This is a genomic window from Promicromonospora sp. NPDC110617 (assembly GCF_055598465.1).
This window is the reverse complement of record NZ_JBVKBM010000007.1, coordinates 1-24,559: the sequence shown is the minus strand read 5'-3', so window position 1 is coordinate 24,559 and position 24,559 is coordinate 1. Positions and strand designations below refer to the sequence as shown.

The window sequence follows — 24,559 nt, the reverse complement described above, 5'->3', positions numbered from 1 at the left end:
AGGTCTCCCACGCTAGCCCCCACCTCTGACACTCGCCCACCAGCCCGTCACCTTCAAGGGCAAGGCCAGAAACGACTTCGGTCGGTTGTCCCGAGATCGGTCGGTCGACGGACCGATCTCGAAGCAACCGACCGAAGTCAGCAACGCATGCGACCTGAATTTTGCCTCAGGTCAGCCTCAGTTCTTGCGGTACTCCCACGGGGAGTCCACCGGGCGCAGCGTTTCCCAGTCGGAGGCCCGGCCGATCGCCGCCGCCAGCACGCCCGCGATCGTCGCCGCGTTGTGCAGCCGGCCCGCGAGTGCGAGCGCCGCGGCCTCCTCCAGCGGCACCGGGACCACGACCATGTCGGCTTCCTCGGCCTCGCGCGTGTGCCGCTCGTCGTCGGGCACGGGCGTGAGGTCGCGCGCCAGGTACACGCGGACGGCCTCGTTGCTGCCGCCCGGCGTGGGCAGCAGGTCGAGCAGCACGTCCCAGGAGCCGGCGTTCATGTCCGCCTCCTCGGCCAGCTCGCGGGCCGCCGCGACGTGCGGGTCCTCGCCGTCCAGGTCGAGCAGGCCGGCGGGCGCCTCCCACAGGAAGGCGCCGACCGGGTGCCGGTACTGGCGCAGCAGCAGCACGTTGCCGTCGTCGGTCAGCGCCACGACGACGACCGCGCCGGGGTGGTCGACGTACTCGCGCCGGACGATGCCGCCGGCCTCGCCGAGGTCGACCTCGTCCGAGACCATGTCGACCACGAACCCCTGGAACGGTACGTCGAGCCGCCGCGCGGGGCGGGGGTCGATGACGTCCGTGACCTCGTCGCTGCTCATGCTGTCCCTCCGCCGCGCCTGCCGACGATCCCCAGCTTCATGAGGACTGCTTCTCGAGCGCCGCAGCGATCAGACCCGCGAACAGCGGGTGTGCCCGCGTGGGGCGCGACTTGAACTCGGGGTGCGCCTGCGTGGAGACGAAGTACGGGTGCGTCTCGGCGGGCAGCTCGACGAACTCCACGAGCGACGAGTCGGGGGACGTGCCGGAGATCAGCAGGCCCGCCTCCTCCAGCTCGACGCGGAACGCGTTGTTCACCTCGTACCGGTGCCGGTGGCGCTCGGTCACCTTCTCGCTGCCGTAGGCCTTGGCCACGACGGATCCGGCGGTGAGCGACGCCTCGTAGGCGCCCAGGCGCATGGTGCCGCCCATGTCGCCATCGCCCTCCACGATCGACTTCTGCTCGGCCATGGTCGCCACGACGGGGTGGCTGCTGGTCGGGTGGAACTCGGTGGACGACGCGTCGGCCCAGCCCAGCACGTTGCGCGCGTACTCGATGACCATCGACTGCAGGCCCAGGCAGATGCCCAGGGTCGGCACCAGGTTCTCGCGCGACCAGCGCAGCGCCCCGACCTTGCCGTCGATGCCGCGCACGCCGAACCCGCCCGGCACCAGCACCGCGTCGACGCCCTCCAGCGAGGCCTGCGCCCCCTCCGGCGTCTGGCAGTCGTCGGCGGCGACCCAGCGGATCGCCACCTTCGCGTCGTTCGCGAAGCCGCCGGCGCGCAGCGCCTCGGTGACGGACAGGTAGGCGTCGGGCAGGTCGATGTACTTGCCGACCAGGGCGACCTCGACGTTGTGCTCGGGCTCGTGCACGCGCTCCAGGAGCCGGCTCCAGCCGTCCCAGTCGACGTCGTGGAACGGCATGCCCAGGCGGCGCACCACGTAGGCGTCCAGGCCCTCGGCGTGGATGACGCGCGGGATGTCGTAGATCGAGGGCGCGTCGGCGCAGTTGATCACGGCCTCGTTGTCGACGTCGCACATGAGCGCGATCTTGTTCTTGATGCTCTCGGGCACCACGCGGTCGGAGCGCAGCACGATGGCGTCCGGCTGGATGCCGATCGAGCGCAGCGCGGCCACGGAGTGCTGCGTCGGCTTGGTCTTCAGCTCACCCGACGGGCCGATGTACGGCACCAGCGAGACGTGCAGGAAGAACACGTTGTCGCGGCCGAGCTCGTGCCGCACCTGGCGCGCGGACTCGAGGAAGGGCTGCGACTCGATGTCGCCGACGGTGCCGCCGATCTCGGTGATGATCACGTCGACGTCGTCGGACGCCTGCTCGCGCATCCGGAACTTGATCTCGTCGGTGATGTGCGGGATGACCTGCACGGTGTCGCCCAGGTACTCGCCGCGGCGCTCCTTGGCGATGACGCGCGAGTACACCTGGCCGGTCGTCACGTTGGACGAGGCGGGGAGCTCGACGTCGAGGAAGCGCTCGTAGTGGCCGATGTCCAGGTCGGTCTCGGCGCCGTCCTCCGTGACGAAGACCTCACCGTGCTGGAACGGGTTCATGGTGCCGGGATCCACGTTGAGGTAGGGATCCAGCTTCTGCATCGTGACGCTGAGGCCACGGGAGCGGAGCAGGCGGCCGAGTGACGACGCCGTCAGACCCTTGCCGAGAGAGGACGCCACACCACCGGTGACGAAGATGTGCTTGGTCGGCGTGGAGGCGCCGGACCGCTGACGGGACTGGAGACTGCTTCGGTGTTCGACCACGGAACTCCATCCTAAACGAGGTCCGGCGTGCTGGTGGTGTAACGACCAGCACACGCACGCGCCGCGCGGGAACTATCGACCGGTTTTGGTCGAGTCTGCCCCTGCTGCGTCGTTCGCGCTCGCTAAGTCAGGCCTTCCGGGAGAACTTCCTCCCCAGCTTCCTGAACAGCGGTCCGACGGCGGCGCGCAGGTCCCGGTCGAGCAGCACCGCCACCGCCAGCGCGACGAGCGCGGCCAGCAGCCCGAAGGCCAGCCCGAGGCCCAGCTCGGCGGCGAACTCGCTGCCGTCGAACGGCACCTCGTTCAGCGCCGGTTCCGAGGACGAGAGGTACGACGTCGCGGTCAGGCCGAGCCGCCACGGCAGCCAGAGCCCGGCGGCGGCGCCGACGGCGGCCCCCACGAGGACCACGATCAGCGCCCGCCAGACGCCGGCCAGCGCGGGCGCGCCCAGGTGCCGCCGCACCGCCAGGAGGAGCCCCAGCCCCGCCACGACCATGCCGGCCGTGCCGACGGCGCCCAGCGCCGCCATGACGTCGGTCCGCAGCGCGAGGTCGACGCAGGCGGTGGAGTCCTCGAAGCAGACCGACTCCCGCGTCCGCGTCGCGAACAGCACCGGCACGAGCGCGGCACCGACCGCCGCAACGCCCCACCCGCTCGCGGTCGCGGTCACCGCGGCACGCCCGTGGTCGACGGCGTACAGCGCCCGCGACAGGTGCAGGATCAGCGCGAACCCGATCAGCCCGGGCGCCATCGTGATCAGCCCGGCAGCCAGGCCGGGGGCGTCGCCCCGCACGATGAGGTCGAAGACCTGCTCGACGAACGGGGCGGCGGCGATCAGGGCGGCCATGCCGAGGGCGGTGACGAGCAGGAGCGACCGCGTGGTGCGCGCCACCAGGCCGCGCAGCTCGCCGAGCCGGCCCGCGGAAGCATGCTCCGCGAAGTGCGGGAACGCACTGGTGGCGATCGGGAACGCGAGCACCGCGTACGGCAGCAGGTACACCTGCTGGGCGTACAGGTAGACCGAGAGCGTGCCGTCACCGCCGGCGGCGTTGGCCGCGCGCAGCGTCAGGAACACCGAGAGCTGCTGGGCCACGAGCGCGCCCACGCCGGCGAACGCCAGACGCGCGGCGCGCGGCCCCTCGCCGGACGGGAAGCGCAGCGTCGGGCGCAGCCGCAGGCCGGTGCGCCACACGGGTACCACCAGCGGCAGCGCCAGGAACAGCACGCCCACCGTGGTGCCCCACGCCAGCCAGACCAGCGCCTGGGACGACAGCGCGGCGACGTCCTGCTGGTCGCCGTCGGCCAGCAGCGCGAAGACACCGTAGACCACGATCACGACGAGGCTGGAGACCAGCGGCGCGAACGCCGGCCAGAAGAACCGCTTGTGCGCCTGGAGGATGCCGCCCAGCACGACGGCCAGCCCGTAGAGCGGCACCTGTACGGCGAACACCCGCAGGAACGCCGTGGCGACGTCCACCTGCACCGGGTCGTCCAGCCCGGTCAGGCCGATGATCGGGCGCGCGAGAAGTGCGGTCAGCCCGGCCAGCGGCACCAGGACCACCAGCGTCCAGCCCAGCAGCGCCGACGCGATCCGCGAGGCCTGCTCCTTGGAGGCCGCGGTCCCGTCGGCGGTGAACGCCGCCCGGGCCAGGGGCCCGGCGAGCAGCGGCACGACGGCGCCCGCGAGCGCGCCGCCGGCCGCGACCTCGAACAGCAGGTTGGGCAGCTGGTTCGCCGAGTTGAAGACCGTCCCGACGCCGTCGGACCCGAGCCACGCGCCCTGCGCGAGCCAGCGGCCGAAGCCGACCAGGCGGCTGGCGAGGGTGACGACGGTGACGAGCAGCGCCGCGCCCGCCAGGGACTGGGTGCGGCTCACGCGCCCGGGGTGGCCACAGGCTTGGTCTGCGCGAGCTCGGCGACCGACTCCTCGACCGCGGCCGAGGGGCGCCGGCCGAGCATGTCGGCCTTGTTCAGCCACTCGTTCTCGGCGATCACCTTCGAGAAGCTCACCTTCTCCGACGCCAGCATGAGGCCGACGACGCCGGCGAGCGCCGCCCACCGCACCGCGCGGGGCGCGTTGAACGCGACCTGGCTGCCGACGAGCGCGCCGAGGGCGTTGGCGCCGCCGTCGCCCAGCATGTCCTTCTCCCCCAGGTCTCCGGGGGCCGCCGCCGCGGCGGCGCCCAGCACGGCGCCCGCCGCGCCGGTGCCGGCGAGGGCGAACGGCAGGCTCGCCGCGACGCCGGCCTTCAGGGCCCGGCCAGGGCGCAGGTCGAAAAGGTTGATCAGGTTGGCGGTGCCGCCGATCAGCGCGCCGTTGAGGCCGACGTCGACCACGTGGCCGAACGCGCTGCGCGCCGTGCGGGGCGTGCCGACGGCGGACGCCAGCAGCGCGGAGCCGGAGATGCCGAGCACCTTGAGGCCGCCCGTGGTCAGGCGGCCCTCCTTGAGCGCGCCGAGATGGCCGCGCAGGCCCTTCGTGCGGGTGGCGGTGTCCTCGGCGAGGTCGTCGTAGAGGCCGAACCCGCCCGCGGCGGCCGTCGCGAACGCCGTGGCACCCGGGGCCGCGCCGCCCCCGACGGCGGCGCCGGCGACCAGGCCGGCCGTGACCGCCGGGCCCTCCAGCAGGCTGATCGGCTCGCCGCGGTGGTTGGTCCGCGTCCACGTGTCGTCCCCGCCGAGGGCGCCCCCGGCGACCTTCTCGTCGAGCTTGCGGCGCGCGAACGCCGTCGCGACCCCGGCCACGACGCCCGCGACGATGAACCTTCCTGCACCCATGACTACCCCTCGGTCTGTGTGTCGGTCTTTTCGCTGCTCGTACCGTTCGGCCTCGGCTCGTCGCCGGCTCAGCCGGCGGTGTCGCCCACGGTGTCACCGGCCGTGACGTCGGGGGCGGGCGGCAGCACGGCCGTCGCGTCGTCCTCGAGCCCGTACTGCCCCACGACGCCGCTCAGGCGCGACGCGACCGCGAGCGGCACGTTGATCCGGCCCGCGAGCCGGTCGACGCCGCTGACGGTCGTGACCACCGCGGCGATGTCCTCGTCGTCCCGCACGGCCTGCACCGCGTCGCCCGGGTCGTCCGTCGGGCCGGCGAGGACCGCCGCCCCGGAGACCTCCTGGGCCGCCAGCGTCACGGCCGTCCACACGTCCGGCGTCGGCTCCGACTCCTCGGTGGCGCCGTCCGCCGTCTCCTGCGGCTGCCCGGCCGGGCCCACGAGCAGCACGAGCGCCTGCGCGGCGTCCGTCTGCTCGTCGCCCGGCTCGGCGAAGCCGAACCGCTCCAGCTGGGCCTCCAGGTCGGTGGCCTGCGAGCTGCGGTCGGTGCCGCCGTCGCTGCCGGTGAGCGAGAGGGCCAGCGCGGCGCCGAGCATGGCGTTCGGGTCGTCCGTCTCGGGGACCGCGGAGCCGAGGGTGGCGCGCAGCCCCTCGGCCACGGTCTCGCGGGTCGACTCCTCGGCGGGGTCGGTCCACGCGTCCGTGAGCTCCGTCTTGGCGACGACCGAGGCGCCCGCGGTGTCGAGCTGGTTCAGGACGCCGTCGTGCACCTCCTGCGACACCTCGCCGAGCTGCACCACCGCCACGCGCTCGCCCTCGAGCGAGCCGGGGACCAGGCGCGTGCCGACCGCCTCGATGTAGCGCTCGTCGCCGTCCAGCGCGCTCTGCGTGGCGTCCAGCTCGGTGCGCAGGTCGGAACGCTCGGCACGCAGCGCGTCCACCTGCTCCGTCAGCGTCTCGCCGATCGCCCCCTGCAGGGGTCCGGCGCCGAGGATGATGCCGACCGCGAGGGCGAGGAAGACGGAGATGAGCGAGACGAGGTGGTATCGGAAGTCGATCACGGTGGGAAGGAGTCCTTAAGCATGTTCCGGGCGTGAGAGGCCCGGTGTCAGGTCGGGGCGGCGTGCTTGCGGAAAGGTGTTCCCGCAGGTCAGCCGCCGAACAGGTTACCGATCCAGGACACGACGTCGTCGAACCGTGCCCCCATCAGTCCGAAGAAGGTCTGGCCGGCCGAGGTCGAGGCCAGGGCCGCGAGCACCGCCGCGACACCCGCGCCCGACAGCAGCGTGAGCTGGGTGTTCGAGATCCGCGTGCGGTACAGCCGGGACACGCCCTTGGCGTCGACCAGCTTGCCGCCGACCCGGAGCCGGGTGAGGAAGGTGGAGGCCATGCCCGAGCGCCCCTTGTCGAGGAACTCCACGAGGGTGGCGTGCGTGCCGACGGCGACGATGAGCTCGGCGCCCTTGTCGTCGGCCAGCAGCATGGTGATGTCCTCGCTGGTCCCCGTGGCGGGGAAGACGACGGGCTCCACGCCGAGCGCCTTGACGCGCTCCAGCCCGGGCGCCTTGCCGTCACGGTAGGCGTGCACCACGATCTCCGCGCCGCAGGCCAGCGCCCGGTCGGAGACGGAGTCCATGTCGCCCACGATCATGTCGGGCTGCCAGCCCGCGTCGATGATCGCGTCGGCGCCGCCGTCCACGCCGATCAGGACGGGCCGGTTCTCCCGGATGTAGGACCGCAGCTGCGCCAGGTCCTCCCGGTAGTGATAGCCCCGCACCACGATCAGCACGTGCCGGCCGTCGATGTGGGTCCGGATGTCCGGCACGCCGACGCCGTCGAGCAGGAGGTCCCGCTCGCGGCGCAGGTACGTCATCGTGTTCTCGGCGAACCGTTCGATCTCGGCCGACAGGCCCTCGCGGGCCGCGGCCATGTTCGCCGCCACCGTGCGCGGCGTCTGGAACGTGCCCGTGGCCACGACCTCGCCGTCGACGACGACCTCGCCGCCCACGATCTCCACGTCGGCGTGCTCGTCGATCTTCATGACCGACGGCCCCAGGTCGTCCACCAGGACGATCCCGGCCTCGACCAGGATGTCCGGGCCCGTGTTGGGGTACCTGCCGGAGGTCGACGGGGCGGCGTTCAGGACGGCGACGGGTGCGGCCGAGACCAGGGCGTCGGCCGCGACCCGGTCGATGTCCACGTGGTCGATCACGGCGACGTCGCCGTGGTTCAGCCGGGACGTGAGCTCCTTGGTGCGCGCCCCGATCCGGGCGGGACCGTGCGCCACGGTCTGCGGCAGCACCGGGGCCTGGTCGGCGGCGCTCTTCGCTGCGCCCTTGTCGGCGCGCTTCTCGGGTCGGGAGATCAGCTTCATCCGCTCTATCGTCCCACGACCGAGGACTCCAGGAGCTCCAGCGCGTGGGTACGCGCCGTCTCCGAGTCGTCCTGGCCGGACAGCATGCGCGCCAGCTCGCGGACGCGGGCGTCCGCGGTGACCTCGCGCACGCCCGTGACCGTGATCATCCCGTTGTCACCGTCGCTCGCGCCGGCCTCGCCGTCCGAGCTCTTGGTGACCACGAGGTGGGCGTCCGCGAACGCGGCGACCTGGGCCAGGTGCGTCACGACGACCACCTGGGTGCTGCGCCCAAGCTGCGCCAGGCGGCGGCCCACCTCGACGGCCGCCCGGCCGCCGACGCCGGCGTCGACCTCGTCGAACACGAACGTGCTGCGCGGGGTGTCCGCGGTGCGCGCCGCGGCCGCGCCGCCCGACGTCGCCAGGGCGACCTCCAGGGCGAGCATCACGCGGGAGAGCTCACCGCCGGACGCGCCCTTGCCGAGCGGGCGCTCCGGGGCGCCGGGGTGCGGCACCAGCAGGAACGTGACCTGGTCGGCGCCGAACGGCCCCGGCTGGTCGAGCCCGTCCACCGTGACCACGAGGTGCGCGCCGCCCATCGCGAGGCCGTGCAGCTCGTTCGTCACGGCCTCGGCCAGCTCGGACGCGCCGCGGGTGCGCTCGGCCGTGAGGATCTCCGCCAGCCGGTCCAGCTCACCGTCCAGCTCCGCCACGCGGGCGCGCATCGAGGTGAGGCGGTCGCCGCCGTCGTCGAGGTCGAGCAGGCGCAGGCCCGCGTCGCTGGCCCACTGCAGCACCTCGTCGATGGTCTCGCCGTACGACCGGGTCAGGCCGTTCAGCTCCGCCATCCGGTTGTGCGCCGTCTCCAGGCCGGCCGGGTCGGCCTGCAGGTCGTCCACGTAGGCGGCGACGTCGGTGGCCACGTCCGAGAGGAGGTAGCCCACCTCGGCGAACCGGGTGGCGAGCACGCCGAGCGCGGCGTCAGAGTGCGCCGCCGCGTCCAGGGCGCGCCGCGCGCGCTCGACCAGCGCGATCGCGTTCTCCCGGGCGCCGTCGGCGTCCTCGCCCGCGACGGCCTCGTGCGCCTCGGTGGCCGCCGTGCGCAGGCCCTCCGCGTTGGACAGGCGCTCGATCAGTGCCTGCAGCTCGACGTCCTCGCCGCTGACGGGCTCGACGCGCTCGATCTCCTCCAGGCCGATGCGCAGCAGCTCCACCTCGCGGGCGCGCTCGGCGCCGCGGGCCTCGAGGTCCGCGATCTCGGTCAGCAGGCCGCCGCGCTCGCTCCACGCGGTGCGGTACGCGGCCAGGACGCGCTGGTGGGCGGGGCCCACGAACGTGTCCAGGGCGTCGCGCTGCTTCGCTGAGGTGCGCAGCCGGAGCTGGTCGGCCTGGCCGTGCACGGTGAACAGGTCCTCGGCGATCTCCGCGAGCACACCCTGCGGCACGGCGCGCCCACCCAGGTGCGCGCGGGAGCGGCCGTCGGCGATGGTGCGCAGGATCACGACGGTGCCGTCGTCCTCCACCTCGCCGCCCGCCTCGTCGACGCGGCCCAGCACGGCGTCCCGCCCGGAGACGCGGACCCGCCCCTCGACCGCGGCCGACGACGCACCCGGGCGCACCGACTGCGGGTCGGCCTTGGCGCCCATGAGCAGGTTCAGCCCCGTGAGCACCATCGTCTTGCCCGCGCCCGTCTCGCCCGTGATGACGGTCAGACCGTCCGACAGGGGGACCCGGGCCGAGCGGATGACGCCCAGGTTCTCGATAGCGATCTCCTCGAGCACCTGACTCCTTAATTCTCTGGTGTGGTGTCGGCTGGGTCAGAAGGTACATCCTGCCCTGCTGCCTGCCCCGACCCGACACGGTCCCGCCAGCCCGAGACGGGGAGGCTGAACTTCGACACGAGGCGGTCCGCGAACGGCGCGTTCGACAACCGTGCGAGCCGCACCGTACCGCCCTGGCGCACGACGACGCGAGAACCGCGGGGCAGCCGGATCTCCCGTCGCCCGTCACAGGTCAGCACGCCCTCGACCGTCGACTGCGGCAGCACGTCGACCGTGTACCGCGACTTCGGGCCGATCACGAGCGGCCGCGCGAACAGCGCGTGCGCCGACAGCGGCACCATGAGCACGGCGTCGACGTCCGGCCAGATCACCGGCCCGCCGCCCGAGAAGGCGTGGGCCGTGGAGCCCGTCGCGGTGGACATCACCACGCCGTCGCAGCCGAACGACAGCAGCGGGCGGCCGTCCACCCCGATCGCGACCTCGAGCATGCGGTCGCGCGACGCCTTCTCGACGGTCGCCTCGTTCAGCGCCCAGCCGACCACCGGCTCCGCCGTGCCCGGCAGGTGCACCGTCACGTCGACCGTGGCGCGCTCCTCCACGTCGTAGTCCCGCGCGACCAGCCGCCGGACGGCGGCGCCGAGGTCCTCGCGCTCCGACTCCGCGAGGAAGCCGACGTGGCCGAGGTTCACGCCGAGCAGCGGCACGTCCGTGCCGCGGGTCAGCTCCGCCGCGCGCAGGATCGTGCCGTCGCCGCCCAGCACCATCACGGCCTCGGCGTTGTGCACGCCCTCCGCGAGGCGCTTGGCCGCCATGTGGTCGCCGAACTCCTCCGCGAGCGCGTCGTCGTGCAGCGTGTACTCGAAGCCGGCGGCCTTCAGCTCGCGCAGCGCCTCGGCCAGCGCGGCGACCGCCTGGGGACGACCGCCATGGGTCACGATGAGGACGCGCCGGGTCACGGTCGGGGCTCCTTCTTGTCGGTGTGCTGTTCCTGCTGTTCCTGCTCGTCTGTCGGCCCGTCGGCCGGGGGTGCGTCGTCCTGCCGTCCGTGGACGACGACGGCCGGCGGCTCCGGCGGGTGGCCGGGCCGCGTCGCGGGCTCGCCGTGAGCCGGGTCCCAGGCCACCGCCGTCTCGACCGCCGCCGCGAGGGCCAGGTCGTCCCCGGGGGTCCAGTCGGTCGCGCCCGCCGGCGTGAGCCACACGAAGAACTCGCGGTTGCCGCTCGGTCCCGGCAGCGGGCTCGGCACCACCGCGCGCGCCAGCAGACCCAGGCCCTCGGCCGTGCGCAGCACGGTGGAGACCGCCTCGGCGTGCAGCGCGCGGTCGCGCACCACGCCCCCGCTGCCCAGCCGCTCGCGCCCCACCTCGAACTGCGGCTTGACCATCAGCAGCGCCTGGGCCCACGGGCGCAGCACGGCCGCGACGGCGGGCAGCACGACGGTCAGGGAGATGAACGAGAGGTCGGCGACCACGAGGTCCGGCGCCTGCGCCAGGTCGCCCGGCGTCAGGTCGCGGACGTTGAGACCCTCGACCACGGTCACCCGGTCGTCGGCACGCAGCGCCGGCACGATCTGGTCGTGGCCCACGTCGACCGCCACCACGTGGGCGGCGCCGCGGCGCAGCAGCACGTCGGTGAAGCCCCCGGTCGAGGCGCCGAGGTCGGCGCAGAACGCGCCCTCGACCACCGGACCACCCGGCACGCGGGCCAGGGCGTCGAGCGCCCCGACCAGCTTGAGGGCGGCGCGCGAGGCGAACTCGTGCTCGGGGTCGGCGCCGGGCGCGACCGACACCTCGTCGCCGTCGGACACCGCCGCGGACGGCTTGACCACCGCCCGTCCCGCCACCGTGACCCGGCCGGACGCGACGAGCTCCGCGGCGTGCCGCCGCGAACGGGCCAGCCCGCGGCGGACCAGCTCCGCGTCCACGCGCGTGCTCACAGTCGTCGTCACCACCGTCAGGCGTCACCGCTCAGATGCGCGCGCAGGGCGTCATGGACCGCCTCGAACCGGGCGACGTGCTCGGCCGGGGGCAGGTCGTCGAGCCCGTCGAGCGCGTCGAGCGCATGTCGGACGCCCGCCTCGGGATCGGCCGGGCCGGTCGCGGGTTCCTCGGTCTCGTAGAACTCGTCCATCGTGCGTCAACGCTCCACTGTGCTCGTCCGTAGGGTGCTCGTCCGTGACGGTGCTCGTCCGTGCTGGTGCCTGCTCGTCCCTGCTCGTCCTGTTCCTCGGCGACGGACCGCCGCACGGACCGTCCGCATGATGCAAGACACGGTACCTGTCGCCTCCGACAGAACCCGGGAGAATTCCGTCAGGTTCTCTGCGGGGAGAAGCCGCGCCGCCCGCCGACGCCGACGCGCCACCCCGGCCCGGTGCCGCACCCGGCGCCCGCAGCGCCCCGCCAGGTGCCCGTCCCGGTCCCCACCAAGGTGCGCTTCCACCCAGCCATGAGGCCCGGAAACGCGGGGTTTTCGGGCGTCATGGCTGGGTGGAGGCGCACCTTCTGGGACCAGAGTGCGACAGGGATCGACAGGCGTCAGAGCGTGAGGTCCGGGACCGACGTCGGGTCCAGGGGCTCGCCGGCGTCCGTCGCGGCCCAGGACGCGGCGCACGCGGCGCGAACCAGGTCGATACCGGCGCCGTCGAGCCGCAGCTCGCCGTCGGACACCCGGGCCGCCGCGCCGCCGGACACGTACCAGCCGTCCGCGAGCTCCGGCGCGCGGTGCGGCTCCAGCAGCGCCCGCAGGTCAGCCCCGACGAATGACGGGCGCTCCCCCGGCACGGCCAGCACGGCGTCGCGCGCCGTCGAGACGCCCGTCAGCACGTGCAGCCCCGGGTACCCGCCGCCGCGCGCGCCGGCGAGATCCGTGTCGAGCCGGTCACCGATCACCAGCGGCCGGCTCGCCCGGGCCCGCTCGACCGCGAGCCGGTACATCGTGGGCGACGGCTTGCCGGCGCTGTCCGGGGTGACCCCCGTCGCCGACACCACGGCGCCCACCAGGGCGCCGTTCCCCGGCGCGAACCCGCGCGCCGTCGGCAGCGACAGGTCCAGGTTGCTCGCCACGTGCCAGGCGCCGCGGTTGACCGCATACGCGGCCTCCGCGAGCTGCGTCCAGCCCAGCTCGGGGGAATAGCCCTGGGCGACCGCGTCGGGCTCGTCGTCCGCCGACTCCACCACCGTGAAGCCCGCGGACCGCACCGCCGTGACCAGGCCCTTGCCGCCCACGACGAGCACCTTCGCACCCTCGTCCAGCCGCGTGGTGAGCAGCGCCGCGCAGGCCTGCGCGGCGGTCATCACCTCGTCCGGGTCGGTCGGGATGTCGAGGCCGGTGAGCTGGCCCGCGACGTCCTCCGGCTCACGCGACGCGTTGTTCGTCACGAACAGGAGCCGCATCCCGCCCGACCGCGCCGCGGCAAGGCTCGCCGACGCGTGCTCGATCGGCAGGTGCCCCTTGTACGCGACGCCGTCCAGGTCGACGAGCGCGAGGTCGTAGGCCTCGGCGAGCGGGACGTCGCTCCCCAGCAGCCCGGCGGTCGCCGTCACTCCTTCTCCTGCCCGACGCCGGACCGGTCGCCCTCGGCGGTCGGCTCTCCCTCGGTGTCGGTCGCGTCGGTGTCGGTCGCGTCGGTGTCGGTCGTCGACACCTCGGTCTCCGTCACCACGGTCTCGGGCGACGGGTCGGCGGCACCGGTCGACGGAGCGGCGGACGCCTCGTCGGACTCGGCGACACTCGGCTCGTCGACGGCGTCGGCCTCGGGCTCGTTGGCACCGTCCTCGTCGCCGTCGGACTCGTCGCTGCCGGACTCGTCCTCGTGAGACTCGTCGCTGTCAGAGCCGTGAGACTCCTCGTCGTCGTCCTCGTCGTCCTCGTCAGCGGAGTCCGCGGAATCGGCAGAGTCGGGTGAGTCAGCCGAGTCGGCAGAATCGGCAGAATCGGCAGAGTCAGCAGAATCCGGGGAGTCCCCGGAATCGGCGGAGTCAGCGGAGTCCTCGTCCTCCTCGTCCTCGTCGTCGTCCTCGTCCGAGTCCTCGTCGTCCGAGTCCTCGTCGTCCGCGAACTCCTCCGGGTGCTCCGCGGCGTACTCCTGCTCGGCGATCGCCGCGTCCTCCTCGACGTCGAACACGGTGATGTCCTCGTCCGGCGTCTGCGCACCGATCGCCCGCTCGAGGGCCTCGCTGTCGACCGACGCCAGGAGCGCGGCCGCCTCGTCGGCCCGGCCCGCGGCCTCGAGCGCCACGGCGCGAGCCTGCACCACGCGCAGCCCGAGGTCGCCCTGGGCGTCCTCGGCCGAGACCTTGTCGAGCACGGCCAGGGCGGCGTCGTGCTCGCCCAGGTCCGAGCGGGCACCGCTCGCCACGATCGCGAGCTCGATCCGGCCGGTCGCGTCCAGCGTCGCGGCCTCCTCGGAGGCCGCGAGCGCCAGGGCGCGCTCCGGACGGCCGAGGCCACGCTCGGCGTCGGCCATGATCGGCAGGTGCTCCGACGAGCCGTTCAGCCGGCGGACGGTGCGCAGCTCGCGCAGCGCCTCCGCGTAACGGTTGGTGTGGTACGCGGCGAGGCCGGCGGCCTCGCGCACGATGTCGATGCGGCCGGCGCCGCGCACCGCGGCCTGGGTGTGCTCGTAGGCGCGCTCCGGGTCGACGTCGAGCAGCCGGCCCGCCATCACCAGGTGCAGCCCCACGTATTCTGCGTGCTCCTTGCTCAGCCCGCGCAGGCGCGAACGCACGTCGCGGTCGAGCTGGCTGAACGAAGCGTCCTCCGCGATCTCCGGCTCCGGGACGCGGGTGGCGCGCTCCTCGCCGGCGTCCTGACGCGGACGGTCGTCGCGGTCGCCGAACGAGCGGCTCGCGCGGTCGCCGCCGCGCTCGTCGTGACGCGGGCGGTGACCGCCCCGGTCGTCGCGACGGGGCCGGTCGCTCCCGCGGTCGTCACGGCGAGGCCGGTCGTCGTTCCCGCGGAACGGACGCGCACCCCCGTCGCGTCCGCCACGGTCGTCGCGTCCGCCACGCGAATCGCGGCCACCGCGGTCGTCGCGGTCGCCGTACGGACGGCGCGGCCGGTCGTCGTCGTGGCGCCGGAACGACCGGTCGCCCTCGTCACGGCGGGGACGGTCGCCCCCGCGGTCCTCGAACGAGCGGCGGGGCCGGTCGTCGAACGACCGCTGCGGGCGGTCGTCCCGCCCGCGGTTGTCGCGCGCGCCCCGGTCGTCGCGGTCGCCGTACGGACGGCGCGGCCGGTCACCACGGTCGTCGAAGGAACGGCGGGGACGGTCGTCGTCACGACGGGGGCCACGGTTGTCGCGGTCCTCGAACGAACGACGCGGCCGGTCACCACGGTCGTCGAAGGAACGGCGGGGACGGTCGTCATCGCGGCGCGGGCCACGGTTGTCGCGGTCCTCGAACGAACGGCGGGGACGCTCGTCGTCGTTGCGCCGGAACGGACGGTCACCCTCGGTACGACGCGGACGGTCGCCGCCGCGGTCGTCGAACGAACGGCGCGGACGGTCGTCGTCGCGCCGCGCCGGGCGGTTCCCACCGCGGTCGTCGAAGCTCCGCCGCGGACGGTCGCCGTCGAACGACCGCCGCGGGCGGTCGTCCCGGTCGAAGCTCCGGCGGGGCCCGTCGTCGTCGCGGCGCGGCCCGCGGTTGTCGCGGTCGTCGAAGGAGCGGCGCGGACGGTCGTCGTTGCCCCGGTACGGACGGTCGTTCCGCGCGCCGCGGTCGTCGCGGCCGCCCCGGAAGTCGCTGCCCCGGTCGCCCCGGTTGTCCCGGTCGCCGTACGGACGGCGGGGACGGTCGTCACTGCCGCTCCGGTACGGACGGTCGCCGCCGCGGTCGTCCCGACGCGGACGATCGCCGCCGCGGTCGTCGAAGGACCGACGCGGCCGGTCGTCGTCGCGCCGGGGCGCACTGCCTCCGCGGGCGCCGTCATACCGGCGGCCCCGGTCTCCACCGCGCTCACCGCCCCGGTCGTCGCGACGCGGGCCGTTGCCGTCGTTGCGGTAGGCGCCCTTGCGCTCGCCGCGGCGGTCGCCCTCGCGGTCGTTCCCCTGGTCACGGGGCGTTTCGTTCACGGTGTTCCCTTCGATGACAGATGCCCGAACATTCTCCCACGGGAGCGGCCGCTCCCCGTGGTCGAGGGACTGTGACGTGCACGTCCACCCGTCGCCGTCACCGCGCAGGCCAGCAGGTCGTATCGAGATCGGCACAGGGCTGTGCCGATCTCGATACGACCTGCCGACCTCACACCCAGAGTGCCGAACCAGGCCGGCACCAGCGCCCGGGCTCAGACCCGGGCCGGTGCGACCTCCGGGTTGTACGCGTCGGATCCGCGCAGCATCCGCACGGCTGCCAGCACCAGGGCCGCGACCACGAGCAGGAGCACCACCAGGCCGGCGTTGAACCCGATCCCGAAGATCCAGAGGTACCCGATCCCGCCGGTCGCCAGGCAGTAGTACGTCATCGGCAGGATCGTCTTGCGGATCAGGTCGCCCTCGCGCCCGAGCAGCCCGACGGTCGCCGCCGCGGCGACCACGTTGTGCACGGCCACCATGTTGCCCGCCGCCCCACCGACGGCCTGGAGCGCGGCCACGGTCTCGGGCGAGGCCGCACCGATGCCTAGCCCCGTGTTGAACTGGAACAGCGCGAACATCATGTTGGACACCGTGTTGGACCCCGCGACGAACGCACCCAGCGCCCCGATGAACGGTGACACGATCGGCCAGCCCTGACCGGCCGCGTCCGCCGCGGCCTGCGCGAGCGTGATCGGCATCGAGTCGAGCCCGGCGGCATTGAAGTCCGGCCCGGAGTTGATGAAGATCCGCACCAGCGGCACCGCGCACAGCAGCGCGAACGCCGCCCCGCCGAGCTGCCCGCCCGCGACCTTCCACGAGGCGACGATCTGGTCCCGCCTCATCCCGTGCAGCACGTAGGTCACGAGGCACGCCAGCAGGAAGATCGCGCCCGGCGAGTACAGCAGGTCCATGTTCTGGCTGATCCCGGTGCCGAAGATGTCCGGCACCTCGAGCACGGCCGGGCCGGTGAGGAACTCCTTGATCGCCGGCACGTTCCGGGTGAGCAGCAGCAGCCCTGCGACGATCACGTAGGGCGACCAGGCCCGGGCCATCGACATCCGCCGGGTCAGCGTGGCTGCCTCGGCGGACGGGTCGACGGTGCCCATCCAGCGGTCGCTCCACCGCTCCCGCGGCGGGAAGTCCCACACGTCCTGGGGCATGAGGAAGCCCTTCGAGGACGTGTACATGACGAGGACGAGCCCGAGGAACCCGCCGAGCATCGACGGGAACTCCGGCCCCAGCACGTAGGCCACCGTCACGTACGGGACGATCATCGCGAGCGCCGCGTAGAGGGCGAACGGCGCGACGGCGAGCCCGGCGCGGAACGACCGCTTCTCGCCGTAGAAGCCGCACATGAGGGTGACCAGGATGAGCGGCACCAGGACGCCGACGATCGCGTGGATCGTGGCGACCTGCGTGGCGGTGTGCGCGATGAATCCCAGGTGGTCCAGTCCGAGCGCGTCGGCCCGGGCCTGCACCTCGGGGGCGAGGGCTCCGGAGGTGTCCGCGAGCCCCGTCCCGAGCCCGGTCAGCATCGGGGTACCGACGGCGCCGAAGCTCACCGGCGTGGACTGGATGATCAGGCCCGCCATCACGGCGGCTGCCGCGGGAAAGCCCAGGGCCAGCATCAGCGGCGCGACGACGGCAGCCGGCGTGCCGAATCCGGCAGCGCCCTCGATGAACGACCCGAAGAGCCAGGCCACGATGATGACCTGGACGCGCCGGTCCGGGCTGATCGTCGTGAAGCCCGCGCGGATCGTCTGGAGCGCCCCGCTCTTGGTGAGGGTCTCCAGCATCAGCAGGGCACCGAAGATGATCCAGAGCAGGCCGATCGCGATCAGCAGGCCCTGGACGACGGACGCGCCGACGGCGACCAGCGACATCCGCCACGCGAACAGCGCGATGAGCACCACCGCCGCCAGGCCGACGGGCATCGCCGTGCGGGCGGGCCACCGGAACCCGAGCAAGAGGGTTCCGACGATCAGGATCGGGAGGAGGGCGAGCAGGGCGAGAACACCGAGATTGTCCATGGTGACTCCAGTCCGGCGCCGTTGCCGGGTAGGGTTCGCTGAAATTTCGCATGTCGGAATTTTCAATCCACTTACCGACAAACGTAGCAGTTACCCCGGACGGACGGGAGTACCGAACTTCACCCGGTGAGCGTCTCCGGCCCTGCTCCGCGCAGCGACGCGTCCAGCACCAGCACCATGTGCGCCGTCGGCATGGCGCGACCCTGCCGGGACAACGCGTCGGTGATCTGCAGCAGGCACCCCGGGTTGGACGTGACCAACAGCTCGGCGCCGGTCGCCGCCACGTGCGCGGCCTTGCGGTCGCCCAGCTCGCGCGCCGGCCCGGGGTTCGTCAGGTTGTAGATCCCGGCCGACCCGCAGCACATGTCGCCCTCGGCGATCTCCTTGACCACGAGTCCCGGGATCGTCGCGAGGACCGCGCGCGGCTGGGCCTTGACACCCTGCGCGTGCCGCAGGTGGCAGGCGTCGTGATAGGCCACGGTCAGTGGCAGCGAATGCCGCGGCGCGACGGGCTCCAGCTCCGCCAGCACCTCGGAGACGTCCCGGGTCCGCACCGCGAAGGCGGCTGCGCGTTCGGCGTACTCCGGGTCGTCCGCCAGCAGGTCCGCGTAGTCCTTCATCGTGGAGCCGCACCCGGCCGAGTTCGCCACGATCCGCTCCACACCGGCGTCCGCGAACGCGTCGATCAGAGCCCGCGCATAGTCCAGCCCCTCGGCCTCGCGCCCGGCGTGCACGGACAGCGCACCGCAGCACCCCTGGTCCGGCGGCACGACAACGTCGCAGCCCTCCGCCGCGAGCACCCGCGCCGTCGCGGCGTTGACGCCGGGATAGAACTCGCGCTGCACACAGCCCAGCAGCAGCCCGACCGTCATCCGCCGCTCCCCGACGGCGGGCACGCGCGCCGGCACCGGGATGCGCGGGCCCACGGGCGGCGCGATCGCCTCCATCGTCGCGAGCGTCGGCGAGGTCCGGGCCAGGACCGGGCGCACCAGCCGCGACAGCCCCGAACGCTGATAGGCCGCGAGCAGCGGGAGCACGCGCCGCAGCCGTTCCGGCCGCGGGAACAGCGCGAAGATCGCCGACCGCAGCAGCCGCTGCCCCCGCGTCCGGTGCTCGGCGCCGCGCCGCTCGACCTGCTGCCGCGTCGCCTCGACGAGCCTGTCGTACTGCACCCCCGACGGGCACGCCGTCACGCACGCCATGCAGCCGAGGCACGCGTCGACGTGCTGGACGAGCGCCGGCGTCATCGGCTCGCCCTCGAGCCCCTGCTTCATGAGCTGGATCCGGCCGCGCGGCGAGTCCATCTCCTCGCCCCACAGCGAATAGGTAGGACACGCGGGAAGGCAGAACCCGCAGTGCACGCAGTCGTCCACCAGCTCCCGCGACGGCGGACGATGCGCGTCGAAGGCGCCCTGCCCGTTGAACCCGGGCCCGTCGGACCCCGGTCCGTCGAAGGAGCCCAGCAGGTCCGGCTTCGCCTCGGTCATCAGATGCCTCCCACGAATCGGCCGGGCGCCAGGTTCCGCCCGGGATCGAGCTGTCGCTTGATCGCACGCATCAGGTCGAGCCCGGCCACCGGACCCCACGCGTCGAGCGCCGCCCGCACCTCGCGCGACGCCCGCAGCACGGTCACGGTCCCCTCGCGCGGGGTGGGTGCGGCCGCCCGCAGGTGCCCGACGGCGAGCGCGGTCGCCTCGGGCGAGCCCGTCACGGCGGCGTGCAGCACCCCGGCGACGGTCCCGCGCAGCGCTATCCCGACGTCGTACCGCTGCTCGGCATCCCGCGCCGCCGCGAGCAGACCCGCAACCCCGGTGAGCGTGGCGGTCGCCTTGGCCAGGGTCGGGCCTCCGCCGGTCGGCCCACCGCTGGTCGAGCTTGTCGAGACCCCGGTCTCGACAAGCTCGACCTGCGAGAGGCCGCCTGCCGACTCCCCGGGCAGCTCGCCCCACCACGACGGCGGCCCGGCCTGGACCCGCCCGCCCAGCAGCTCGGCGGCAGCGGCGGCCCGCTGCCCGACGGCGTCCGCCGTCCCCTCCAGCAGCACCGCTACCTCGGCCACGTCGCTCCCCGCGGTCCGGTCGAGCTCGACCGCCGCGGGCGCGAGCTGCGAGGCGACCACGTCCCGTGCTCGCGCGGCGACGTCGACCGACGGACCGGAGCCGATCGCGAAGGCCCGGGCCGGCCGGGCCGGATGCAGCCGGAACGCGGCCCGGACCACCACGCCGAGGGTGCCGTACGCGCCGGTCAGGAGCTTGGCGAGGTCGTACCCGGCGACGTTCTTGACCACCTTGCCGCCCGAGGAGGCCCGGGTGCCGTCGGCGAGCACGACCGTGGCGCCCAGCACGAGGTCACGCACCGCGCCCCGTTGCAGCCGGCGCGGCCCGGACGCGCCGGTCGACAGCATGCCGCCCACGGTGGACCCACCCGCGAGCCGACCCGGCGGCAGGTCCACGACCAGCTCCTGGGCGGCCCGACCGACCGTCTCCGACAGCGCGGCGACAGGCAGCCCGGCCTCCGCGACCACCACGAGGTCGCCCGCGCCGTGCTCCACGAGCCGGTCCAGACCCGTCGTGTCCAGGATCAGGTCGGCCCGCTCGGGCGGCGCGCCCCAGTCGAGGGCCGTGCCGGCCCCGCGTGCCACGGTGACGAGTCCCTGCGCGGTCGCCTCGCGCAGCACGGCCGACACCCCCTCCGCCGTCGCCGGCCGCACGACCGCCGTGGCGGGCACCCCGTCGATGGCGTCCCCCGGACCTGCCTCCCGCACCTCTCCCCCGTGCTGCCGCAGCGCGTCGTCGAGGCGCTGCAGGTCCACCATCAGAAGACCTCCGCCACGCCGGACTCCGCCAGGGGGTGCGCGCCCTGGTGCCGCCCCGGCCGCTCCCCGCACAGCCGCGGCGTGGGGAACACCTTGCCGGGGTTGGAGATGCCGTCGGGGTCGAACGCGCAGCGCACCGCCTGCATCGTGTCGAGGTCGTCCTCGGTGAACATGCGCGGCATGTGCTTGGCCTTGTCGGCGCCCACGCCGTGCTCACCCGTGATGGACCCGCCGTGCTCCAGGCACAGGTCGAGGATGCCGCCGGCCACCGCCTCCGCGCGTTCGACGGCGCCCTCGACCGCGCCGTCGAACAGCACGAGCGGGTGCAGGTTGCCGTCGCCGGCGTGGAAGACGTTCGCCACCCGCACGCCGGCGCGCTCGCCCAGCTCCGCGATCTGCCGGAGCACCAGGGGCAGTGCCGTCCGCGGGATCACGCCGTCCTGCACGATGTAGTCCGGGCTGATCCGGCCGACCGCCGCGAACGCGGACTTGCGGCCTTTCCAGATCAGGGCGCGCTCGTCGTCGTCCGCAGCGACGCGCACCTCGAACGCACCGGCGCTCTCGCACAGGCGCACGACGTCGTCGAACTCCCCCGCGACGTCCGGCGCCGGACCGTCCAGCTCGACCACGAGCACGGCGCCCGCTCCGTGCGGGTAGTCGCAGTGCACCGCGGCTTCCGCGGCCTCGATCGCGAGCGCGTCCATCATCTCGATCGCCGCGGGGATCACGCCCGCCGCGATGATCGCGGAGGTGGCGGCTCCGGCGTCGTCCATGGTGCGGAAAGCCGCCAGCAGGGTGCGGACCTCCTGCGGCAGCCGGGTCAGGCGCACCGTCGCCGCCGTGACCACGCCGAGCGTGCCCTCGCTGCCCACGAGCGCGCCGAGCAGGTCGTAGCCGGGCGCGTCGGGTGCCTTGCCGCCGATCTCGACCAGTTCGCCGCCCGGCGTGACCAGGTCCACGCCCGTGACGTGGTTGGTGGTGAAGCCGTACTTGAGGCAGTGCGCCCCGCCGGAGTTCTCGGCGACGTTCCCGCCGATCGAGCACACCGACTGGCTCGACGGGTCGGGCGCGAAATAGTAGCCGTCGGGGCTGGCCGCCGCCGTGAGGTGCAGGTTGATCACGCCGGGGTCGACCACGGCGCGCTGGTTGCCGGCGTCGATCTCCCGGACCGCCCGCATCTGCGACATGACCACGAGCACGCCCTCGGCGTGCGGCAGCGCCCCGCCCGACAGCCCCGTGCCCGACCCGCGCGCGACGAACGGCACGCCGTGCCGGGCACAGGCCCGCACCGTGGTCGCGACGTCGGCGGCGTCCCGTGCCAGGACCACCACGCCGGGGATCACGCGGTACGCGGCGAGCCCGTCGCACTCGTACGTCCGCCGTCGCTGCCGGTCCGTGACGACCCGTTCGCCCCCGAGCGCCCCGATCAGCTCGGCGACCACACCGGACAATCCTGACTCGCCTGACGTGCTGACACCCAAGGCAACCTCCTCGTTGCACGGTCCTCCGTTGAGTGCTGGGTATTTGTTGCCGCCAGGGCCTGGCGGCAACAAATACCCAGCACTCAACGAAAGTAGGTCAGGGCATGCGGGCGTAGGCCGGGAGGGTCAGGAAGTCGGCGTAGTCGTCGGCGACCGCCACCTCCAGGAACGTCTGCTTCGCCTCCGCGTAGTCTGCCGCGTCGCCCGGCAGCTTGGCGATCTCCTCCTCGACGATCCGGTCGATCAGCTCGCGCGTGACCTGTTGACCGGTGTCCGCGAGTGTGACGTCGTTGTGCAGCCACTGCCACACCTGCGAGCGGGAGATCTCCGCCGTCGCGGCGTCCTCCATGAGGTTGAAGATCGCGACGGCGCCCAGCCCGCCGAGCCACGCCTTGAGGTACTGGATGCCCACCGAGATGTTGTTGCGCAGCCCCGCCTCGGTGACGTCGCCGGGTGTGGACGCGACGTCGAGCAGCTGTGCCGCGGTGACGTGCACCTCCTCGCGGGTGCGGTCGATCTGGTTCGGCCGGTCGCCCAGCACCGACGTGAAGACCTCCGTGCAGAGCTCGACCATCCCGGGGTGGGCCACCCACGACCCGTCGAAACCGTCGTTCGCCTCGCGGGTCTTGTCGTCGCGCACCTTGGCGAACGCGGCCGCGTTGACCTCCTCGTCGCGGCTCGGGATGAACGCGGCCATCCCACCGATCGCGTGCGCGCCCCGGGTGTGACAGGTCTTGACCAGCAGCTCCGTGTAGGCGCGCATGAAGGGCACGGTCATCGTGACGGCGTTGCGGTCGGGCAGCATGAAGTCGGTGCCGCGGGTCCGGAACGACTTGATCACGGAGAACATGAAGTCCCAGCGGCCGGCGTTCAAGCCGGCGCTGTGCTCCCGCAGCTCGTAGAGGATCTCCTCCATCTCGAACGCCGCGGGGTAGGTCTCGATGAGCACGGTGGCCCGGATGGTGCCCTGCGGGATGCCGAGGAAGTCCTGGGCCAGCACGAACGCGTCGTTCCAGAGCCGCGCCTCCCGGTGCGACTCCATCTTGGGCAGGTAGAAGTACGGGCCCTGGCCCTTCTCGATCTGCCGCAGGCCCGCGGTGGCCAGGTAGAGGGCGAAGTCCACCAGGCTGCCCGACGCCGGACGGCCGTCCACGAGCAGATGCTTCTCCGGCAGGTGCCAGCCGCGGGGCCGCACGATGATCGTCGCGAGCTCCGCGTCCGGCTTGAGCGCGTAGTGCTTGCCGTTGTCGCCTGTGAAGTCGATGTTCCGGTTGATCGCGTCGAGCAGGTTGAGCTGCCCGCCCACCACAGCGCTCCACTGCGGCGTGTTCGCGTCCTCGTGGTCGGCAAGCCACGCCTTCGCGCCCGAGTTGAGCGCGTTGATCGTCATCTTGCGGTCGGTGGGGCCGGTGATCTCGCAGCGCCGGTCCTCGATCCCGGGCGCCGCGGGTGCGACGCGCCACGTCGGGTCCTCGCGGATGTGCCGGGTCTCGGGCAGGAAGTCCAGGGTGCCGCCGGCCGCCAGGTCCTCGACCCGCCGGCGCCGCGCCTCCAGCAGCTCGAGCCGTCGGTCGTCGAGCTCGCGGTGCAGGGCGATGATCAGCCCGAGCGCCTGCGGGGTGAGCACCTCCTCCGCGCGGGGCGCGATGTCGCCGGTGATCGTCAGGCCGTCCGGAGTGTCCACGTCGAGTTCCTTTGGTCGATCGGCTCGATCCCGCCGTATTCCACGATACGGAATCCAAATACTTCCTAGTGAAAACCCTAGGTGCCCGACGACACGCGGTCAACGCGGCCGCGCGGCTCAACCCCCGGACAGCTCCGCGGCGATCTCCCGTGCGACCTCGTGCAGCACCGGAACGGCACGCTCCCCGAACTCGAACGACACCCGCGCGGCGGGCCCGGACACGGACAGCGCGGTAGGTACGGGCACCCCGGGCACGACGACGGCGAAGCACCGCACGCCGACCTCCTGCTCACCGTCGTCCACGGCGTACCCGCGTTCACGGATCTCCCCGACGGCGGCGAGGAGCGCCGCGACGTCGGTGATCGTCCGGTCGGTCGCGGCCGCGAGGCCGGCACGTGCGGCGATGTCGCGCACAGCGGAGTCGGGCAGCTCGCCCAGCAGCGCCTTGCCCACCCCGGTGCTGTGCAGGTGCACACGCCGCCCCACCTCGGTGAACATCCGCATCGAGTGCGACGACGCCGACTGCGCCACGTAGACGGCCATCTCCCCGTCGAGCATCGCCAGGTTCGCGGTCTCCCCGAGCTCCCGCGCGATGCGCGCCAGGTGCCGCCGGGCGCCGGAGCCGAGCTGACGGCCGGCCGCGTCGCCGAGTCCCATCACGCGGGCGCCGAGCGCATAGCGGCGTGAGGGCAGCCGGCGGGCGTAACCGCGGGCGACCAGGGTGCGCATCAGGCGGTGGATGGTCGGCAGGGGCAGCCCGGACTGCTCGGAGAGCTCGCTCAGGCCGGCGTCGCCGCCGTGCTCGGCCAGCATCTCCAGCAGGTCGAGCGCTCGCTCGACCGACTGCACACCAGGTTCTGCCACGTCGCTCTCCTCACCGGAACGTCAGACCTGTCGGCTGACGGAACCAGCATTCCACAGGGCGGAAGCGAGGAACTGTTTTTGGGCATGCAGGAAGGGGGTGGGGTGTCTCCGACCATTGCTGGTCGGGCACCCCACCCCCTTGCTGGGAATGGTTGTCCGGCGGCGTCCTACTCTCCCAC

General features: G+C 73.4%; 19 protein-coding genes. 1 reads left to right on the top strand and 18 read right to left on the bottom strand.

Annotation, left to right across the window (positions count from 1 at the left end; translation table 11 throughout):
* Nucleotides 1–177 precede the first annotated feature (177 nt).
* The 12 genes from ACZ7LE_RS26715 to ACZ7LE_RS26660 form a co-directional block, all read right to left on the bottom strand.
* The gene (locus ACZ7LE_RS26715; protein WP_020012930.1) at nt 178–810 is read right to left on the bottom strand and encodes an NUDIX domain-containing protein; all 633 of its coding nucleotides are present in this window, start codon (nt 808–810) and stop codon (nt 178–180) included.
* Between the two features lie 37 nt (nt 811–847).
* Nucleotides 848–2,524 carry a CTP synthase gene (locus tag ACZ7LE_RS26710; RefSeq protein WP_470406239.1) on the bottom strand — a complete coding sequence of 559 codons (1,677 nt, stop codon included), beginning with the start codon at nt 2,522–2,524 and terminating at the stop codon, nt 848–850.
* Nucleotides 2,525–2,651: 127 nt separating this feature from the next.
* Complete coding sequence (gene murJ / locus ACZ7LE_RS26705; protein ID WP_470406238.1) at nt 2,652–4,400, bottom strand: murein biosynthesis integral membrane protein MurJ; 1,749 nt, start codon at nt 4,398–4,400, stop codon at nt 2,652–2,654.
* Entirely contained in the window at nt 4,397–5,302 is a 906-nt protein-coding gene (locus ACZ7LE_RS26700; RefSeq protein WP_470406237.1) for a hypothetical protein, read from the bottom strand. The genes murJ and ACZ7LE_RS26700 overlap by 4 nt, the downstream gene beginning before the upstream one ends.
* Before the next feature lie 68 nt (nt 5,303–5,370).
* Entirely contained in the window at nt 5,371–6,360 is a 990-nt protein-coding gene (locus ACZ7LE_RS26695) for a copper transporter (RefSeq protein ID WP_470406236.1), read from the bottom strand.
* Between the two features lie 89 nt (nt 6,361–6,449).
* On the bottom strand, nt 6,450–7,673 hold the full coding sequence (steA, locus tag ACZ7LE_RS26690; protein WP_470406235.1) for a putative cytokinetic ring protein SteA: 1,224 nt from the start codon (nt 7,671–7,673) through the stop codon (nt 6,450–6,452).
* A 5-nt stretch (nt 7,674–7,678) separates the two neighbouring features.
* Nucleotides 7,679–9,433: a DNA repair protein RecN gene (gene recN / locus ACZ7LE_RS26685; protein WP_470406234.1), complete on the bottom strand. Its 1,755-nt coding sequence runs from the start codon at nt 9,431–9,433 to the stop codon at nt 7,679–7,681.
* A gap of 8 nt (nt 9,434–9,441) precedes the next feature.
* On the bottom strand, nt 9,442–10,389 hold the full coding sequence (locus ACZ7LE_RS26680) for an NAD kinase (protein ID WP_377229968.1): 948 nt from the start codon (nt 10,387–10,389) through the stop codon (nt 9,442–9,444).
* Nucleotides 10,386–11,381 carry a TlyA family RNA methyltransferase gene (locus ACZ7LE_RS26675; protein WP_470406233.1) on the bottom strand — a complete coding sequence of 332 codons (996 nt, stop codon included), beginning with the start codon at nt 11,379–11,381 and terminating at the stop codon, nt 10,386–10,388. The genes ACZ7LE_RS26680 and ACZ7LE_RS26675 overlap by 4 nt, the downstream gene beginning before the upstream one ends.
* Before the next feature lie 5 nt (nt 11,382–11,386).
* Nucleotides 11,387–11,563, bottom strand: coding sequence for a hypothetical protein (locus tag ACZ7LE_RS26670; RefSeq protein WP_400544452.1), 177 nt, complete (start codon nt 11,561–11,563; stop codon nt 11,387–11,389).
* Nucleotides 11,564–11,967: 404 nt separating this feature from the next.
* On the bottom strand, nt 11,968–12,975 hold the full coding sequence (locus ACZ7LE_RS26665; protein WP_470406232.1) for an HAD-IIA family hydrolase: 1,008 nt from the start codon (nt 12,973–12,975) through the stop codon (nt 11,968–11,970).
* Nucleotides 12,972–14,159 carry a hypothetical protein gene (locus ACZ7LE_RS26660; protein WP_470406231.1) on the bottom strand — a complete coding sequence of 396 codons (1,188 nt, stop codon included), beginning with the start codon at nt 14,157–14,159 and terminating at the stop codon, nt 12,972–12,974. Before ACZ7LE_RS26660 ends, ACZ7LE_RS26665 begins: the two co-directional genes overlap by 4 nt.
* Before the next feature lie 342 nt (nt 14,160–14,501).
* On the opposite strand from ACZ7LE_RS26660, the gene ACZ7LE_RS26655 reads away from it, so the two are divergent.
* Nucleotides 14,502–15,581, top strand: a complete 1,080-nt coding sequence (locus ACZ7LE_RS26655; protein WP_470406230.1) for a hypothetical protein — start codon at nt 14,502–14,504, stop codon at nt 15,579–15,581.
* Nucleotides 15,582–15,718: 137 nt separating this feature from the next.
* Here ACZ7LE_RS26655 and ACZ7LE_RS26650 read toward each other — a convergent pair whose 3' ends face one another.
* From ACZ7LE_RS26650 to ACZ7LE_RS26625, 6 genes are all read right to left on the bottom strand, one after another.
* Nucleotides 15,719–17,536, bottom strand: coding sequence for an L-lactate permease (locus ACZ7LE_RS26650; RefSeq protein ID WP_470406229.1), 1,818 nt, complete (start codon nt 17,534–17,536; stop codon nt 15,719–15,721).
* A gap of 119 nt (nt 17,537–17,655) precedes the next feature.
* Nucleotides 17,656–19,023 (bottom strand): heterodisulfide reductase-related iron-sulfur binding cluster, encoded by a 1,368-nt coding sequence (locus ACZ7LE_RS26645; protein ID WP_470406228.1) that lies wholly within the window; start codon nt 19,021–19,023, stop codon nt 17,656–17,658.
* On the bottom strand, nt 19,023–20,351 hold the full coding sequence (locus ACZ7LE_RS26640) for an FAD-binding oxidoreductase (RefSeq protein WP_470406227.1): 1,329 nt from the start codon (nt 20,349–20,351) through the stop codon (nt 19,023–19,025). Before ACZ7LE_RS26640 ends, ACZ7LE_RS26645 begins: the two co-directional genes overlap by 1 nt.
* Complete coding sequence (locus ACZ7LE_RS26635) at nt 20,351–21,793, bottom strand: FAD-linked oxidase C-terminal domain-containing protein (protein ID WP_470406226.1); 1,443 nt, start codon at nt 21,791–21,793, stop codon at nt 20,351–20,353. The genes ACZ7LE_RS26640 and ACZ7LE_RS26635 overlap by 1 nt, the downstream gene beginning before the upstream one ends.
* 136 nt (nt 21,794–21,929) lie before the next feature.
* Complete coding sequence (aceB, locus tag ACZ7LE_RS26630) at nt 21,930–23,516, bottom strand: malate synthase A (RefSeq protein ID WP_470406225.1); 1,587 nt, start codon at nt 23,514–23,516, stop codon at nt 21,930–21,932.
* Nucleotides 23,517–23,633: 117 nt separating this feature from the next.
* Entirely contained in the window at nt 23,634–24,380 is a 747-nt protein-coding gene (locus ACZ7LE_RS26625; RefSeq protein ID WP_470406224.1) for an IclR family transcriptional regulator, read from the bottom strand.
* Nucleotides 24,381–24,559 lie beyond the last annotated feature (179 nt).